Raw genomic sequence first — 18,739 nt, forward strand, 5'->3', positions numbered from 1 at the left:
GATACTTTTAAGATATGCTTATTCTTTCAGGATTTTTTTATCATTACCTCTTATGTTTGTGTTGTAGTGAACAATTTAGTGCATACTAGTTTGGATAAATCACATCGTATAATTTTTTAAAAAGGAGCTTTCATTTAGGAAAATACCTATGAGATACTTAGTAATTTTAGACACGCAAAAGATACGCGATAGTAATTATCCTATTATCATTTACAATGTAAGCGTTTGATAATAGGTAATAAAAGATTCAAGAAATAACAGATCGGGATTTCAAAAATTTTTTTCCGAATCATCGCTGTCAATATTAAGGAGGTAGGCAATATCCATCTATGTTTAGTTTTGTAACTTTGCGAGAACTCATACAAAATGGGTACTGGAGTCAGATTTACAGACCTTTACATAACTTGGTTGTTCAAAGCCTACTTACCTGTGAGCATAAAAATTTTCTACGGGAAACTACACTCATGGCATTCTGGCCGAAAAAGTCAACCACTTCTGATCAAAAAACATCCCACAATCAAAATTTTAAAAATGATAAAAATTTACTAATAAAAAAGAAAGCAGATATTGACATCAAGAGACTTTACAACGAAAAGAGTGTGACGACATCAGCATTATCGTCGGCAGAGCTATCTGAGCCTACCGAAGCAGGGGAAAACTTGTATAATCAATTACTAAAAATATCTGTAACCTCTGAATTTTTCCCGCCTGACTATGCTGCAACCGGACAGCTGATAGAAGAACTGGTAAAACAGCTAGAGCAGCAAGGTGTAAATATTGAAGTATTTACAGGGCAGCCAGGGTATGCATTTTCAACTGATAAGGCTCCGGCAGTTGAACACTCAGGTGGTATACGCATTCAACGATCACGCTCTACCCAAGTCTGGTCTGGAAGGATTCGTGGCAAAGCAGTCAATGGTGTCCTCTTCACCTTACGTGCTTTTATCCATTTGGTAAAAAATTTCCGCAGGCATAATGTATTTCTGCTGACTTCAGCGCCGCCTTTTTTACCCATTGCCGGATATTTAGCTCACCTGTGTTTTAGAGTATCTTACGTTTGCTTACTCTATGATCTTTATCCAGATATTGCGATCGCACTGGGAGTAGTATCTAGAAATCACCCTCTTACAGGGTTTTGGCGGGAACTGAACCGTAAAATTTGGCGAAAATCAAAAGGGATTGTGGTTCTGAGTCCTGATATGAAGGAAAGAATAATCACAATCTGTCCAGATGTAGCGGATAAAGTATCTGTGATTCATAGTTGGGGAGATCCTGACTTAATTGTGCCAATGGCAAAAGAAAATAATTGGTTTGCCAAAAAACATAATTTAGTCAATAAATTCACAGTCCTCTATTCTGGTAATATGGGCAGGTGTCACGACATAGACACCATTCTAGAAACTGCCAAACAACTACAAGATGAACCTATTCAATTTGTTTGTATTGGCGACGGAGCAAAACGAGAACGTTTGATCCAAGAAGTCAATCAGTTAGGCCTAACCAATTTCCTATTTTTACCCTATCAGGATAAGCAAGTACTACCTTACTCTCTGACAGCTTGCGATCTATCTCTAGTGAGTGTCGAAGCAGGTATGGAAAGCCTCGTTGCCCCTAGCAAGCTTTACCCGGCTTTAGCCACCGGAAGACCAGTAGCAGTGATTTGTTCAAAGTACTCTTATTTGCGACAACTAATTACTGATGGTAAATGCGGTAAAGCTGTTGAGAATGGAGACAGTTTGGCTCTAGCAGAGTTTATTCGTCGGCTGAATAGCGATCGCAAACTAGCAGAACGCATGGGCAAGGCATCACGGCAGTATTTGCAGTCAAACTTTACGCCGCAAATCATCGCTAAACAATATCTCAGCGTCCTACGACAGTCTAATTTGTAATCAGTTAGCTGCACTATTTATGAGTAATCACCGTTCATGTGCTAAGATGTCACACTGACAAAACTTAGCTTTTAAAATTGAATACATCAACTTTAAAATTAGGAGTTGGGCTTTGATGGTCTTTTTGATCTCAGTCCCTCCCATGCAACCTTCTTGTGATATTTTTGTATCAAACTGATGCAGGAGGCCAAAGTGCAGAGAAGGTGTGACCGAAATCGGAATCGTTCTAAACGTCGAGCTATCTACTGTCCTGTACATGGCTGCGATATGAATAGCATGAGTCAAAAATATGGGCTGTTTGCTGAACGAGCCGGACAACTACAGCAAAGAGGGATGAGACGAAAACAAGCTCTGATGTTAGTAGCAGCAAAAACCGCAGTTGCTATAGAAGGAGAGTGGTTAGAGGCTTTTTGGTGTGATAACTGCCAAGAAACGAAGTGGTATCACGTTTGTAAGCATCAATCAGTATATGAGTTGTCATTAGCACCTGCAGAACTTTGGCAGCAGGCAACAGGAGTAATTAATCCACATAGAAATCCTTCTGTAGGAGAGTTTACCTTCAGGCAATCCCATGTCATTGGTGGCAACAGTATCAAGGATTTTTGGGTGATCAACTGAGGTAATTTTCAGGCATTTGCATCCTTGTATTTAGATTAGCCTAAATTTTCGATATGAAAGACACCATTTCTCCACCAGAATTACTGATTGAAGCAGGGCGGACAGAACAACAATATTGGAGAGACCTCTGGCGCTATCGGGAACTATTTTATTTCCTAGCATGGCGAGATATTTTAGTCCGGTACAAGCAAACAGCAATCGGCATGGCTTGGGCTTTGATTCGTCCATTTCTAACCATGGTGGTGTTTACAGTCGTGTTTGGGCAGTTAGCAAAATTGCCATCCCAGGGTGTACCTTATCCTATCCTTGTCTTTGCCGGAATGTTACCCTGGCAGTTTTTCGGCAATTCCCTCACGGAGTGCAGCAATAGTTTGATTAGCAATTCAAACCTAATTTCCAAAGTCTATTTTCCTCGCTTGATAGTTCCTACAAGTGCAGTGGTAGTAAGCTTTGTAGATTTTTTGATTTCAGGAATGATCTTATTGGCGCTCATGGCATGGTACAATTTCGTTCCTAGTTGGCGCATTTTGACTCTACCCTTATTTATTAGTATTGCTTTTGCCGCTTCCATGGGAGCAGGCTTATGGTTGGCTTCTTTGAATGTCCAGTATCGAGATTTTCGGTATATAGTGCCGTTTATTGTGCAGTTTGGTCTATATATCTCACCAGTAGGCTTTAGTAGCAGCCTGGTTCCCGAAAAGTGGCGATTTATCTACTCATTAAACCCGATGGTTGGGGTAATTGATGGTTTTCGCTGGGCAATTTTAGGCGGTGAGTCGCATTTATATTTACCAGGGTTTTTTCTATCCTTTGCACTTGTAATCTCACTCTTATTCAGTGGTGTTTGGTATTTCCGCAAGATGGAAAAGAAATTTGCCGATGTAATTTAGATTAGCTGATCAAATTAAAAAGTCATGAGAGCTAATCGTTTATTTCTGAGTTATATCTCTAATAACAAGATTTTTTGGCTGGTTTATCAGCAATCAGCCTGAGTTAAATGAAGTGTAGCCGCCATTGAGAGCCACAAATTAAATCAAATTCCTGTGTGATTGAGACCGTTTGTTTGCTAGAATTTTGCTAGAGAATTTTGTCGTATTTTTTCAGTCCCATTAGCAATGAGGCTGCTTATAGTATCGAAACTTAAAAAATACTAAAAACTAGATTACAACTACATTAATAATGAATGATACCGTTATTCGCGTTGAGAACCTAAGTAAAAAATATATTATTGGACACCAAAAACAAGAACGCAATACCGCGTTGCGGGATGTGATAGCTAATCAGGTTAAGTCTATTGGTAGTTTAATAAATCCCAAAGCAAAAACAGAAAACCCTCAATTTGAAGAATTTTGGGCGCTGAATGATGTTGGGTTTGAGGTTAACCAGGGTGATAGAGTTGGGATTATTGGTCGTAATGGGGCAGGAAAATCAACGCTTTTGAAGATTTTAAGCCGAATTACTGAACCCACCCAAGGAAGAATCAAAATTAAGGGAAGAGTTGCTAGTTTATTGGAGGTAGGTACTGGTTTTCATGGTGAGTTAACTGGAAGAGAGAATATCTTTCTCAACGGTGCCATTCTGGGGATGAGTAAGGTAGAAATTAAACGTAAATTTGATGAAATTGTGGCGTTTTCTGAGGTAGAGAAATTTCTAGATACGCCAGTGAAGCGTTATTCTTCGGGAATGTATGTAAGACTGGCTTTTGCAGTAGCGGCACATTTAGAACCAGAGATTTTGATTGTAGATGAGGTTCTAGCAGTGGGAGATGCAGCCTTTCAGCAAAAATGTTTAGGAAAAATGGAAGAAGTCGGAAGAGAAGGCAGAACAGTTTTGTTTGTAAGTCATAATATGGGAACTATTGAAAAACTATGTAATAGAGGGATTTATTTAAAATCAGGGCAGATTAACTGCAACGGGAAAATAGAAAATTGTTTAAACTCCTATTGGCAAAGCTTAGAAAACAGTGTTTTTTACCAACCTGGCACAATTTTTAAATTAGAAAATAGAGAAAATCTAAATAAATTTTCTATTCTAGAAATTACTCTTTTAGATGAAAAAGAATCTAATAAAGCAGTCGTCAGAACATGGGATTACTTGCGTATCAGAATTCGGTTCTTTTGCCCTGAAGATATCCCTAAAGGTGGCGTAGATTTATGTATTCATACATTTTCTGGAAATAAGCTAATGCATTATTCAACTAAACCATTAAGTGGGTTAGATATGTCACTTACAGAAGGAGATTCATACACTGATTGCATTATCCCTTGTCTTCCACTAGCATCTGGTAATTATAGACTGAGTGTAGGGTTATCTATCCCCAGAAGTAAGTGGTTGTGTTGGGAAGAAGGTATAGCCACGTTAGAGGTAAAAGAAAAAGATGTCTATAATTCTCTTGTACCTCCTGATCAGAACAGAACGCCTATAGCCATAGAACATTATTGGGAAATTCCTGCAACAGTTAAATAATGATGACAAATGATCAAACGGTTTATCCTTTAACATCTTTGCCTCAACCAGAAACAGAGCTAAATAATAGCTTAGGGAACAAAGAAATTCAAATCCCAGAACCAACTCAGGCTAGATCTGAACTTCCTCGAATTAGTATTATTACACCCAGTTATAATCAAGGGCATTTTATTGAACAAACTATCCGCTCAATATTATTACAGGGGTATCCCAATTTAGAATATATAATTATTGACGGTGGTAGCACAGATAATACAGTTGAGATTATCAAACAATATGAACCCTGGATAACCTATTGGATAAGTGAGCCAGATAATGGTCAAACTCATGCTATTAATAAAGGTATTGCCCAAGCAACTGGGGAAATCATAGCTTATCTAAACAGTGATGACTATTATTTACCAGGAACACTGTTTAAAGTTGCTGAATATTTTCGCCAATTTCCTGACACAGACTTACTGCATGGAATTTGTCGTTATGTAAATGAGGAAGGGGAAAAAATTGGTGAACAATTTGCCAATATACAAACTCTAGCAGAGATTTTAGATTTATGGGATGTATGGTGGAAAAAACGCCAGTTTGTACAGCCAGAAGTTTTCTGGACAAGACGCATTACTGAAAAAGTTGGCTTCTTTAAAGAAGACCTAAACTATGTGATGGATTATGAATACTGGTGTAGAATTTTGCTAGAAAATAGTATCGTTGGCAAAATTGATAGTGAATTATCTTGCTTTAGATTTACTAGTAATCAAAAATCGACTCATAAAACAAAAGTTGCCCAGGAACTGCTTAAGGTTGTATTTCCTCTGATTTGGAGCGACTCCAACAAATTAAAACTCAAAAGTCGTATGACTTTACAAGGCAAATGGTTGTATCATGTTGTTCTCGATCAAGAAGTTCAAAAATCATTGAACGCAGGAGAGAAAAAATATTTTCGATTCATAAAAATGTTAATTATCGTCTTTAGGAATCCCCAAATTTTATTAGTATCAAACCTTCAAGATAGAATTAAAAGATTTGTATTTCAGTCTAATGAAAGCTAAATAAAGCAATTATAAAGTAAAAAAGGGTTGCTTAAACAAGAAACTATATTTTTTAAATTATTTTATAAACCATGAAAATTGCGATTTTTGGATATTACAATGCCCTTAATGCTGGAGATGACCGCATTCAATACTGCATTACTAAATTACTTCAAGGTAACAATATTGTTTTTCTACCTCATTATCTATCTCCACCACAAGAATACCTTGAGAGTTTCGATTGGATATTAATTGGTGGAGGTGGACTGGTATTTGAAAGGGTAGGAATATGGGTTAATATAAAGCAATGGATTACAAGATGTAAGGCTAAAATTGGTGTCTTTGGTTTAGGAGTCAATCGAGTTTCTCAAGATTTACTACCAGAATTGTTGGCTTTAATCGAAAAATCTGATTTTTTTTATGTGAGAGATGAAATAAGTAAGTCATTGCTCAACCATCATCCTAAAGTAGAAGTCCATCCAGATTTAACTTGGTGTTTTCCTTTTCCACCAGTTGAACCAAATACCTCTAGTACCAACAATAAAATTGCTATTAATTTAGCACCATGTCACTGGAAAGATTTTGAGCCGGAAATGTGGATTAAAGCATTATCTCAATTTCAACTTAATCCTTTTCCTTTGAATTTTAATGTGAATAGAGATTTTGATTTACTGGAAAAATACTTAGGAAAAATACCTTTTCAAGAATTTTCATTGCAACCACTAATTGATAGTGAAATACTGGTTGCTAGTAGATATCATGCCATCATTTTTGCAATGCAAATGGGAAAACCTTTTATAGCTATCAATTATGATGATAAAGTAGAACGATTACTAAAAGAAAGTAATCTTTCAGACTGTTGCTTAGAAACTACAGAATATGCTGTTTTAGTAGAAAAAATAAATTTTATCCGTGAAAATCAGGGAGAAATTGAGAAAAAAATAAATGCATTTGCAGCTTTACAACAAGAACGATCAATATACTTAAAACAAGCTATTCAAAATCATCTTGCAAATAAAGAAAAAAGCGCAAGTAATTCATTTGCTACTTTGAAAGCAAGTGTCAAAAAAATCCTGATGAGGAGTTGAAAGAGTTATGTCTATTGGTTCAATAATTTATCAGATCCGCAAAAAGTATGAGCATGGACTGCCCACAGCTTACTACAGGGATTCAGTTAGAAAAAGTATATTGAGTTCCAAACCGATTACTAACACATCTGATACTAGTTGTGAAATTCATGTTTTTACTTCTGCCAATGATTGGCTAAATTTAGTCTGGGCATTAAAGTCTTTTTATCATTTTTCTCAGCGTCATTATGGTTTGTGTATTCATGATGATGGAACTCTGACTGATGAAAATCTAGCAACTTTGCAGCATCACTTTCCCAATGCTCGCATTATTGACAAAAAACAGGCTGATGAAAAGGTTTTAGCCTCTCTAGCATCCTATCCTCGCTGTTTAGAGTTTCGCAAAACAAATCTCCTCTCCCCTAAGGTGTTTGACTTTGCTTTATATTTGCAGTGCGATCGCTTATTACTGTTAGATAGCGATATCCTGTTTTTTACAGCACCTACAGAACTTCTGAACCGCATCGACAATCCAGATTATCAACTAAATACACTCAATGGTGATGTGGAAAGTGCCTACACAGTTGAAGCGGATGTAGTGAAAAATCATCTTGGTTTTGATTTGTCCGGGCGAGTAAATTCAGGATTGGGACTAATTCACAAGCGATCGCTTAATTTAGATTGGATAGAAGAATTTCTGGCGCTACCAAATATTATTGGACATTTCTGGCGGATTGAGCAAACTATCTATGCTTTATGTAGCTCCAAGTTTGGAGTAGAACTGTTACCACCTGCTTATGACGTACATTTAGAAGGAGGTATCAACGGTTCTCCATCTCGTCACTATGTCGGCAAAATTCGACACTTAATGTATAGCGAAGGAATTCGCCATTTAGTGCAGAATGGATTCCTCAAGGATTTACAGCGATGAATTCTGGTAATTCGTCAGATAAAACTTTGAGGGTTTTAATGATGCCAGATTACCGCATTATTAACCCCTATCAAACACTGTTATCTCAAGCCTTAGAGAATCAAGGAGTAGAAGTTTTATTTCCCTGTGGTTATCGTCGAGTATTTCCGATATACAGAGAAATTAAAGCTAGTACAAATAAAATAGATATTTTACATTTACACTGGACAACTCCCTATACCAAGGGGAAAAATCTAGTAATTAGATTGGTCTATACCATCAAATTATTAGTTGACATTGTGTTAACTAAATTAGCAGGTGTGAAAGTAGTTTGGACAAATCATGATCACATCGCTCATGATTCTCAGTTCCCATTTCTAGAACATTGGCTGAAACAAAATTTGCTCAAACTAGCCGATAAAATTATTGTTCACCATGCTTCATCTGTTCAGGACATTGGGCAAACCTATAAGGTAGAAAGTGACAAATTTGAGGTTATTCCTCACGGACACTATCGAGAAGTTTATAGTAGAGCAATTTCTCAAGTTCAAGCCAGAAAAGTTTTAGAAATACCATTATCTGGACGTGTTTACCTTAACTTAGGTATGTTACGCCCTTATAAGGGAATTGAAGGCTTACTAAAAGTTTTCGAGGGAAATCAGGAATTTCTAAAAGAAAGTATCCTATTAATAGCAGGAAAAGCATTAGATCAAGCCTATGGTCAAAAACTCAAAGAACAAGCTGCTAAAATACAGGGAGTTTTCCTTCATGATCAGTTTGTAGAAGATAGCAAAATACATCTTTTTTTTAGTGCAGCCGATGTCGTAGTTCTGCCTTTTAAAAGTATTTTAACTTCAGGTAGTCTGATTCTGGCAATGTCATACAATAAACCAATTATTGCTCCTCGCAGTAAAAGTATTATGGAAACATTGGATAGAGCAGATTGGTTGCTGTATGATCCAGAAGATGAGCAGGGATTATTACAGGCTTTGAAAGTTAGTACTCAGCTTGATTTACACAAATTGGGTTATTTAGTTGAGGAGTCATGCGATCGCTTGAGTTGGGAATATATAGGAATACAAACTCAAAAATTATATCAAAACCTAATTAATTGATTAATAGCTAAAAATTTACATATTCAAATTTAATGGCTCGATTCAATCAATAGAAATTATGTTTTCAAATTAAAACTAAATCAAATTATGCTACCAAAAGTTAGTATTTTAATTCCCTGCTACAATGCAGAACAATGGATTGCACAAGCTATAGAAAGCTGTTTAAATCAGAGTTATCCTCACAAAGAAGTAATTGTTGTTGATGATGGCTCTACAGATGGAAGTTTAGAAAAAATTAAAAGTTTTGGTAATTCCATTCACTGGGAAACAGGAGAAAATCGCGGGGGGAATGTTGCTCGTAATCGTTTATTAGAACTAAGTACAGGAGAATGGTTACAATATCTAGACGCAGATGATTACTTACTTCCTACCAAGATTGAACAACAAGTCAAATTTTTGGATCAGGTTCCCAGTATAGATATAATTTACAGTCCCAGTATTTTTGAATATTGGCAAAAAGATATATCTAAACAAGAAATTTTACCTATTCCTGAACCTCACGATGCCTGGATTTTACTAGCTCGTTGGTACTTACCTCAAACAGGTAGTCCCCTTTGGAGAAAACAGGCTCTTGTCGATGTGGGAGCGTGGAAAGCTAGTCAATCTTGCTGTCAAGAACATGAATTGTATTTACGACTGTTAAAAGCAGGAAAACAATTTGAGTATTTTGCCGAATCCGGTTCAGTTTATAGACAATGGAGTGAGTCAACAGTTTGCAAAAAAGATAAATCAAAAAATTATCGTGAACGCTTAAATATTACAGATCAACTAGAAGAATTTCTCGAATCTATTGGTGAATTAACAGAGTCAAGACAATTAGCAATTAATCAAGCAAGGTTTGAGTGCGCTCGAATTATTTGGTTATCTAATCCAGATTGGGCAAATAAAGTTATTCACCAAATTAAAATGAAGCAAAAAAACTTTATACCTCAAGGTAATTATGCTCCTCAAACTTATAGGTTAACTTACAAAATTTTTGGCTTTTCTGTAGCCGAAAAAATGGCAGATTGGAAAAGAAAATTTCAAACCAAATTTATGACATGATGGCTAACTGTGAGAAATGACATATTTCATTAGAAGATTAAAAGCTTGGCTACCATCCATTCTGTCTTGGCAGAAAATGTGAGGTAAATAAAAAATCAGCATATTTAAAGGATAACTTATGTCAAATAATGATTTTAAAATTCACTCAATTTGTTTAGTTAAAAACGAAGTCGATATTATTGGATACTGCTTAGAACAAGCTTCTCAATGGTCAGATTATATCTACGTTTATGATGGTGCAAGCACAGACGGAACCTGGGAAAAAGTCCTGTCTATGCAAAGCGAGAAAATTATTCCCTGGAAACAAGATGGTAAAGTGTTCCAGGAATCTCTACGAGGTGAAGTATTCAATGCTTTTAAGCATCAAGCCAAACCAGGTGATTGGTGGTGTCATCTCGATGCTGATGAATTTTATAGTCCATCTCCGCGTGAATTTCTCTCAAAAATTAGTCAGTTTAATCACGTTGTCTGGGGAATTCCTATTGAATACTATCTAACAACTAAAGATATAGATTTAATAGATTTCAATCAACCCATATCGGAAATATTATCATCCCTAAAGTTTTACAAAATCGAAAATTCTGAACCAAGATTTTTCCGACATCGTGATGGATTAATTTGGGATACTGGTTCCTGGCCACAGCACATGGGCGTAGTTAATAAAGAACGGATTTTATATAAACACTACAAGTACAGAACTCCTGAACAAATTCAGAAAAGACTAGATACTCGTCGTGTAGCTAGAGAACGAGGTTTTCCTGGATGGGATCATGCTGTAGAACAAGATTGGCGAGAAAAAATTGCCAATCCTGAACAATTAAATTACGATGGTCTAGATGGAAATTATGTGATTAATACAGATAATATTCCTAATCATTTAGAGTCTTTCGCTCGCAGAATCATGAAAAGATTTATGCATGGTGTTGGTATCTGGACTTAGTTATCATTTTAAAATTTATAACTGAGGAATAAAAATGAAATTATACTATGCCAACAAAACCAGAAGTTATGTTCCCTTTGCTAACTTTGGAGATGATCTCAATGGCTGGCTTTGGCCACAACTTTTACCAGGAGTCTTTAACGATAGTACTTCTGAGGCAGCATTTGTCGGATTTGGCACATTGTTAAATGAAAATTTGCCTAAATTTAAGCAAACTATTATTTTTGGTACAGGCCATGGATTTGGTAATCTTCCCCAGATAGATGATACATGGACAATATATTGCGTCAGAGGACCTCTAACTGCTTCTGCTTTAAACATCCCACCAGAGTTGGGAATTGCTGATACTGCTATTTTAGTTAACCGAGTTTATCGTCCTACTGATACGAAGAAAAAGTATAAATTGGCTTTCATTCCCTATGCATGGGAGATGGAAAGTAGCCCAGAAATATTTTTAGAAGTTTGTCGGCAATTAGATTACATTTGTATTGATCCACGCTGGGAGGTAGAAAAAGTTCTTCAGGAAATTAGCAAATCCGAACTTGTCGTCAGTGCAGCCATGCATGGTGCAATAGTCGCTGACGCACTACGTGTACCTTGGATTTCTCTAAAATCTAATGCGGGTATCCCTGATTTTAAATGGACTGACTTCTGTCAATCATTAAATCTGGAGTACAAAGTCAATCGATTTTATCGATTTAATAGTATTAGTGAAAAAATTCCCGGATTAAAATTTCTTGAAATCAAACGCATGGTTTCTTATATTCGTCAACTTGTTCACAAATCTCAGTTTCAGTTAAGTAAAGATCATGTTATGGAAAATAAATTGGATCAATTAGATGAAAAACTAGATCTGTTTAAACAAGACTTGAAAGCCGGGAAATTTAAATAAATAATTGATATTAACTTAATTAAATATGGTATTCTTCTCCGTTGTTATTCCTGTTTTCAATAGAGTGAGTATTATCAAAGCAACAATAGACTCTGTATTTAACCAAGATTTTGATGATTATGAAGTGATTGTTGTCGATGATGGTTCCACAGACAATACTATTGATGTATTAGCACAATATGGACAAAATATAAAAATTCTCCAACAGAACAACCAAGGCCCCGGAAAAGCCAGAAATATGGCTATTCAAATCTCTCAAGGAGAATATATTGCTTTCCTGGATAGCGATGATATATGGTTTCCTTGGACTTTAGGAGTGTACGCAGCAGTCATTAGAGAAACAAATAAGCCTGCTTTTTTGGCAGGTAAATCTATATTTTTTAGTAATGAAAATGAGTTAAATTTTGACCAAGTTTCACAACTTAACTATACTGCCTACAAAGATTTGTATGCATCAAATGAAAATGCTAATTCATTTCTCACTAGTTCCGTTACCATTCGGCGAGATATTCTCCAAGAAATAGGTAGTTTTACAGATAAATGGATTAATTCTGAAGACAATGATTTGTGGTTGAGATTAGGAACAGCAACGGGATTTATTTACATTAATTCTCCTTCTGTATTAGCCTATCGTCAGCATTCTAATAGTGCAATTGCTATCACCACCAAAACTTATGAAGGAACTTGCTACCTCATACAACAAGAAAAAAGCAATCAATATCCCGGTGGAAAAATACGAGAGAGAGAAAGACTAGAAATATTGACAAGACATATTAGACCGGTAAGTTTAGAGTGTCTACGTGAAGGTGAAATTAAAAAAGGTTGGGAATTATATCAAGCAACATTTTCATGGCATCTTTGGTTAGGACGGTTTCGTTATTTAATCGGGTTTTTCTGGCTGTTTTCACTAGCAAGACTGAGTGATAGCCGTAAATAAAATTAGCTAAGTTACACTCATCAAATCCTGACAAGATGTTTGACATAAATGATTAACAATTCATATAATGAATACTTGTAAAGTTACTGCAATAATTCCCACGTATAATCGATTATCCCAACTTGTAGAAACATTGGAGAAAATTTTAGAATGTAATCCTTGTCCCGATGAAATCATTATTCATATCGATGGTAATGACACCACAACTGAGCCAGGACTCAAAAACTTAAATTTGCCGTCTATCAAAATTATTAAGAGTTCTGTTCAAGTCGGTCCAGGTGGTGGGAGGAATATAGCCATCGCTCATGCAAATAACCCAATTGTAGCCAGTTTTGATGATGATTCTTATCCTCTAGATACAGACTACTTTGAACGCTTAACAAATCTTTTTAATTCTTTTCCCACAGCAGCAGTTATAGCAGCTAATATATTCCATATTCATGAAACAATTACACCAGCACAATTGACTGGTACATGGGGATCTAATTTTATCGGCTGTGGATGCGCTTATCGGAAAGAAGTATTTCAACAAACTACTGGATATGTTAATTTGCCAGTTGCTTATGGAATGGAAGAAGTTGATTTATCTCTGCGACTTCATGATATGGGGTGGGGTATTCTCGAAAGTTCATGGTTGAGAGTATTTCATAACACCCAATTAGAACACCATAACAACCCACGCATTACTGCTGCAAGCATCGCTAATCAGATGTTGTTAGCTTATTTGCGGTATCCTATCCTCTTCTTTTGGTTAGGCATTGGACAGTGTATGAGCCGTATTTTCTGGTTAATCAGGCACGGAAGAACGTCTGGCATTGTAGAAGGTTTGTTTCTTATCCCTAAACTGATTAGACAATATCATCAACAACGTCAACCGATTTCCGCCAAATCATTACTTTCTTATCTACATTTACGTAGAAATACTCTTCCTGTATCATCAGAGAAGATATTACTGTCATGAAATTATTACCTCAATATAATTTCCATGAATTTCAATAATCATAAGTTATACTCAATCAACAAAGTCAGTAGTTTAAGTAGACATTGGTAGATTTTTTGCAACTTTGCCGATGTGTAGTTTATACTGAATGAGTCTTAGCTCACAAGTTAAAATTCAGGTGATGATATTTTTTTAGATCCTCACCAAAGAGTAGCAAAATTGAGTTAAGTTCTAGACCTAGATCACAACAAGGAGTCTCTCGAATATGGCAATATCTAACATCTTTAACATCTTTAACGGCTATTACACTCTAAATGGAGTTAGATTTGAAAATCCTACCAATGCAACGATTATCGGTACAGGCGTTGACGATCTCTTTGTTACTTCTCGTCCCGATGTCACTAACGTTAAAATCAAAGCTGGAGCGGGAGATGATATTTTAAAAGGAGCAGCCGGTGCAAGACTCGAAGGCGAAGCCGGTAATGACATTTTTGATCTCACCGCTGGCTCAGGTGTTTATATAGGTGGTGCAGGAGACGATCTTTATAAGATTTATGATTTTGCATACACAGATTTAAAGATCGATGAAACAGGTGGTGGAATAGATACCGTCTTTTCACAGCAAAATTTTTCTTTGTCAACTGGTACAACCGGAGTTTCATTACTTGTAAGCGCAAATCTGATCGAGAACCTGACTCTTGATGCTTTCAGCGCAGCCATTACAGGTGAAGGCAATAACCTTGATAATCTGATTATCGGCAATCGGCAAGACAATATCTTAACTGGATTAGCTGGTGCTGATACCATTTATGGCAGTTTCGGCGACGATACAATCGATGGCGGTGCTGGTAATGATCAATTATTCGGTAATCAAGGCAATGACATCTTAATTGCTGGAACAGGCACAGATACCTTGACTGGTGGAGTTGATGATGATAGATACATTATCGATTCTCTTGACCTTGTAGTAGAGCTTGCTGGTGAAGGCACTGATACTGTTGATGTTACTCCTGCTGTTGTTGGCAGTACTTGGGCTACAAGTGCAGAGGTTGAATTCATTAATATTGGTGGAAATGTTGCTGCCAATGTCACACAGTCCAACGCTGTTAACACCACTATAATTGGCAACTCTGCTGCTAACACTCTTACAGGTGGCGCGGGCAATGACACCCTGAAAGGAAAAGCTGGCAATGATACTCTTGTCGGTAGTGCAGGTGATGACACTTTTGAATTTGGTGGTAATGCTTTAGCGTTAGATCCTGTAACCGGATTTTTAGGCGAAACAGGGACACTTTTAGGGTTAACAGGGACAGTAACTAATACCATCGGCAAGGATACAATTACAGGCTTCGTGTCTGGAACAGATGATATTACCCTAGATGTTAGCACCTTTACAGCTGTAGCTGGTTCTGTGGGGTTAGATTTATCAGCAGTTGCTGCTAATGGTTTTACCGTAGTCAACCAAGCTACCAATGCTGGTATTGATGCTCAAAACTTTTACTTTGTTTATAATCAAGGCACTGGAGACTTGTTCTACAATGCAAACTTGTCGGCTTTTGGTTCTGGTGGAGGCGGAATCTTCGCTAACTTGGGAGTCGGTACCACATTAGTAGCGACCGACATATCACTCATCGCTTAATAGCCATGCTTGACTAATAGTTAAGCGTCTTTCAAAAGTAAAAGTTAATATTTACTATTTCAGATCCCCGATTTCTTTGAGAAGTTGGGGATCTCATTTTTCAATAACCTCTGATTGCAACAGTCGAAAAAATAGTAATGTCATGGTCAATGAAATGAAGAATAACCCCAGATGTCAGAGGATGTCTAAAAAATCAGGTCGTATATAATAGAGTCTATATTAGGCTTAATAATTACAATTATCGTATAAACGCTTATATGTCTAAAAAAATATATCTATTTTGTCCAGAGGTTAGATGACGCGAAATAGGAAAAGATCATTTATAAGCTTGCATATGCATCATTTGTTTTTGTATATGCAATATTTAGTTTGTTAAACAACAAGTATGGTACACTCTCAGATGTAAAACCGAATCAGTACTCCAACAGGATTTTAAATTCAAATTAAGCTAGGGATATTTTTTTTTATCCTGAGCATGAGTACCAAAGTCGAATTAAGTTTTACACCTAGATAACAAAAGGATTCTTCCGAATATGCCAATATTCAATATTTTTGACGGATATTACACTGTCGATGGTACTGTAGTTCCCAACCTTAGCAATGCAACGGTGATCGGTACAAGCAGTAACGATGTGTTTGCCAGTTTTACCACTAACACGAAGGTTAAAGCTGGAGCAGGGGATGATATTTTAAGTGGAGCAGAGGGTGCAAGACTTGAAGGGGAAGCCGGCAATGACACTTTTAACCTTATTAGTGCTTCTGGTGTCTATATAGGCGGTGCCGGAGACGACTATTATCAAATTTTAGATATTACCTACACAGGCTTGTTTATCAACGAAACAGGTGGTGGAAACGATACCGTTTTTTCTACCCGTGACTTTTCTTTGTCAACAGGTGCGCCTGGAGTCACATTGATAAGTGGAACTCAGATTGAGAACCTGACTCTTGGTGGAGGCGCTGTAGCCGGGGAAGGCAATAACTTAGCCAATGTTATTACTGGCAACGGCAGCGATAATATCTTATTTGGATTAGCTGGTAACGATACCATTTATGGCGGTTTCGGCAACGACATCATTTTGGGCGGTGCTGGTAATGATCAATTATTCGGTAATCAGGGAGATGACATCTTAATTGGTGGAACAGGCGCAGATATCCTCAGTGGTGGACTCGGTGATGATAGCTATATCATTGATTCTCTTGATAATGTAGTAGAGATTCCCGGTGAAGGTATTGATAGTGTTGACGTTACCGTTCTTACTGCTGGCGGTACTTGGACTAATATGGGTAGTGAAATTGAATTTATCAATATCGCTGGAACCAATCTTGCCAATGTCAGACAGAATAGCAATGTTGATACCGTTATACTAGGAAATTCTGCTGCTAATACTATCACTGGTGGCGCGGGCGATGACACCCTGAATGGAAAAGCGGGTAATGATACTCTCATCGGTGGTGCTGGCGCTGATATTTTTGAATTTGGTGGTCAAGCTCTAGCTGTAGATCCAGTAACAGGGTTTTTAGAAGAAACAGGGGTTACTTTAGGGTTGATCGGACCTACGACTACTACTGTCGGTAAGGATACAATTACAGGCTTCGTTTCTGGAATAGATGGAATTGATTTGCAGGTTGACACCTTTGCAGCTGTAGCGGCTTCTGTGGGGTTAGATTTGTCAGCGGTTGCTAATGGTTTTATCTCAGTCAACCAAGCTAACAACTCTGGTATTGATGCTCAAAACTTTTACTTTGTTTATAATCAAGGAACCGGAGACTTGTTCTACAATGAAAACTTGTCGGCTTTTGGAACTGGAGTAGGCGGAGTCTTCGCTAATTTGGGAATCGGTACCGTATTAGCTGCAACAGACATATCACTCATCGGTTAATAGCCATGCTTGACTTATAGTTAAGCATCTTTCAAAAGTAAAAGTTAATATTCAGTTTTTAGATCCTCGACTTCTTTAAGAAGTGGAGGATCTCATTTTATTATTAGAAATAAATTCCTCATCCATGCCTACAGCACCTTATAATTGGATATCTTGCCAGATTGGAGCGCGTGAGCATTACACCATACCCAGAGCTTTACATCAGCAGGGACAGCTTGCTCACTTGATTACAGATGCTTGGGTATCACCTCAGTCTCCACTAAATTTTTTACCTAAATCTGTCTTAGCTAATTTACGGGAAAGATACCACCCAGACTTGGAACTAGCATCTGTTAGCGCTTTCACTAGTTCTTTAATTCGATTTGAATTAACTCAACGTCTACAAAAAAACACAGGATGGAATCGAGTTATTGCTCGTAATCAATGGTTTCAGCAACAGACAATCAAGACCTTAACAAGGCTATCTGACCAGATTACACATCCTCCCATACTATTTTCTTACAGCTATGCCGCTTTAGAGATTTTTCGATTTGCAAAACAACAGGGATGGTATACAATACTAGGTCAAATTGACCCAGGTTTGTGGGAAGAAAAAATTGTCACTCAAGAGTATCAACGATATCCTCAGTATCGTGCAGATTGGCAACCAGCACCTCCTGAATATTGGCAAAGCTGGAGAGAAGAATGTACTCTAGCTGATGCTATTGTGGTCAATTCTAATTGGTCGCGTCAACTCTTAGAAAAAACTGGTATTGAGCCTAAAAAAATTCATATCATTCCATTAGTATATACTCCACCACAAGCAGCTAGTAACTTTGTCCGCACTTCTCCAGAATTATTTTCTCAAGAGCGTCCTTTAAGGGTATTATTTTTGGGACAGGTAATTTTGCGAAAAGGAATTGCGGCTGTATTAGATGCTGTCCAACAGCTTGAGGGATATCCTGTTGAATTCTTGATTGTCGGCTCTGTGCAAATTGAGATTCCATCTCATTTCCAAAACCATCCGCAAATTCGTTGGTTAGGTCATGTTAATAGGAGTGAAACAGCACAATATTACCAGATGGCAGATGTGTTTTTGTTCCCGACTATTTCCGATGGGTTTGGATTAACGCAACTGGAAGCGCAAGCTTGGAAATTACCTATTATTGCTTCTCGTTCCTGTGGTGAAGTGGTTGTAGATGGTGAGAATGGTTGGATTTTGGAGGAAGTTAGTGGTAATAAAATTGCTGATTTGATACAGTCTATTTTGAGATGTCCCAAATCTTTAGAATATCTGACAAGCCACTCTCCTTATAGTTTAAGTTCTTTATCAGAACATACTTTGATAGAAAAGCTTTTTGAAAATTTATTATCATGTATGATATAAATATTTAATACTTA

General features: G+C 37.1%; 16 protein-coding genes. All 16 read left to right on the forward strand.

Annotation, left to right across the window (positions count from 1 at the left end; genetic code table 11):
- Nucleotides 1–464 precede the first annotated feature (464 nt).
- On the forward strand, nucleotides 465–1,889 hold the full coding sequence (locus A9Y75_RS20250; protein WP_071191465.1) for a glycosyltransferase family 4 protein: 1,425 nt from the start codon (nucleotides 465–467) through the stop codon (nucleotides 1,887–1,889).
- A gap of 192 nt (nucleotides 1,890–2,081) precedes the next feature.
- Entirely contained in the window at nucleotides 2,082–2,507 is a 426-nt protein-coding gene (locus tag A9Y75_RS20255; protein ID WP_071191466.1) for a hypothetical protein, read from the forward strand.
- 53 nt (nucleotides 2,508–2,560) lie between these two features.
- The gene (locus tag A9Y75_RS20260) at nucleotides 2,561–3,397 is read left to right on the forward strand and encodes an ABC transporter permease (protein WP_071191340.1); all 837 of its coding nucleotides are present in this window, start codon (nucleotides 2,561–2,563) and stop codon (nucleotides 3,395–3,397) included.
- A gap of 289 nt (nucleotides 3,398–3,686) precedes the next feature.
- Nucleotides 3,687–4,973, forward strand: a complete 1,287-nt coding sequence (locus A9Y75_RS20265) for an ABC transporter ATP-binding protein (protein ID WP_071191341.1) — start codon at nucleotides 3,687–3,689, stop codon at nucleotides 4,971–4,973.
- Between the two features lie 2 nt (nucleotides 4,974–4,975).
- Entirely contained in the window at nucleotides 4,976–6,016 is a 1,041-nt protein-coding gene (locus tag A9Y75_RS20270; protein ID WP_071191342.1) for a glycosyltransferase family 2 protein, read from the forward strand.
- A 71-nt stretch (nucleotides 6,017–6,087) separates the two neighbouring features.
- Nucleotides 6,088–7,083: a polysaccharide pyruvyl transferase family protein gene (locus A9Y75_RS20275; protein ID WP_071191343.1), complete on the forward strand. Its 996-nt coding sequence runs from the start codon at nucleotides 6,088–6,090 to the stop codon at nucleotides 7,081–7,083.
- Nucleotides 7,084–7,090: 7 nt separating this feature from the next.
- Nucleotides 7,091–7,993, forward strand: a complete 903-nt coding sequence (locus A9Y75_RS20280) for a hypothetical protein (RefSeq protein ID WP_071191344.1) — start codon at nucleotides 7,091–7,093, stop codon at nucleotides 7,991–7,993.
- Nucleotides 7,990–9,087, forward strand: coding sequence for a glycosyltransferase (locus A9Y75_RS20285; protein ID WP_071191345.1), 1,098 nt, complete (start codon nucleotides 7,990–7,992; stop codon nucleotides 9,085–9,087). The genes A9Y75_RS20280 and A9Y75_RS20285 overlap by 4 nt, the downstream gene beginning before the upstream one ends.
- Before the next feature lie 87 nt (nucleotides 9,088–9,174).
- The gene (locus A9Y75_RS20290; RefSeq protein ID WP_071191346.1) at nucleotides 9,175–10,131 is read left to right on the forward strand and encodes a glycosyltransferase; all 957 of its coding nucleotides are present in this window, start codon (nucleotides 9,175–9,177) and stop codon (nucleotides 10,129–10,131) included.
- Between the two features lie 118 nt (nucleotides 10,132–10,249).
- Complete coding sequence (locus tag A9Y75_RS20295) at nucleotides 10,250–11,071, forward strand: glycosyltransferase family 2 protein (RefSeq protein ID WP_071191347.1); 822 nt, start codon at nucleotides 10,250–10,252, stop codon at nucleotides 11,069–11,071.
- Nucleotides 11,072–11,105: 34 nt separating this feature from the next.
- Nucleotides 11,106–11,963, forward strand: a complete 858-nt coding sequence (locus A9Y75_RS20300) for a polysaccharide pyruvyl transferase family protein (RefSeq protein ID WP_071191348.1) — start codon at nucleotides 11,106–11,108, stop codon at nucleotides 11,961–11,963.
- Nucleotides 11,964–11,988: 25 nt separating this feature from the next.
- A complete protein-coding gene (locus tag A9Y75_RS20305) occupies nucleotides 11,989–12,900 on the forward strand; it encodes a glycosyltransferase family A protein (protein ID WP_071191349.1) in 912 nt (303 codons plus the stop codon).
- A 67-nt stretch (nucleotides 12,901–12,967) separates the two neighbouring features.
- Nucleotides 12,968–13,861, forward strand: coding sequence for a glycosyltransferase family 2 protein (locus tag A9Y75_RS20310; protein ID WP_071191350.1), 894 nt, complete (start codon nucleotides 12,968–12,970; stop codon nucleotides 13,859–13,861).
- Between the two features lie 244 nt (nucleotides 13,862–14,105).
- Complete coding sequence (locus A9Y75_RS20315) at nucleotides 14,106–15,479, forward strand: calcium-binding protein (protein WP_236721481.1); 1,374 nt, start codon at nucleotides 14,106–14,108, stop codon at nucleotides 15,477–15,479.
- A 533-nt stretch (nucleotides 15,480–16,012) separates the two neighbouring features.
- The gene (locus A9Y75_RS20320) at nucleotides 16,013–17,359 is read left to right on the forward strand and encodes a calcium-binding protein (protein ID WP_071191351.1); all 1,347 of its coding nucleotides are present in this window, start codon (nucleotides 16,013–16,015) and stop codon (nucleotides 17,357–17,359) included.
- Between the two features lie 124 nt (nucleotides 17,360–17,483).
- Entirely contained in the window at nucleotides 17,484–18,725 is a 1,242-nt protein-coding gene (locus A9Y75_RS20325; protein ID WP_071191352.1) for a glycosyltransferase family 4 protein, read from the forward strand.
- The last annotated feature ends 14 nt before the right edge of the window (nucleotides 18,726–18,739 follow it).

This window comes from Trichormus sp. NMC-1 (genome assembly GCF_001858025.1).
Taxonomy (GTDB): domain Bacteria; phylum Cyanobacteriota; class Cyanobacteriia; order Cyanobacteriales; family Nostocaceae; genus Anabaena.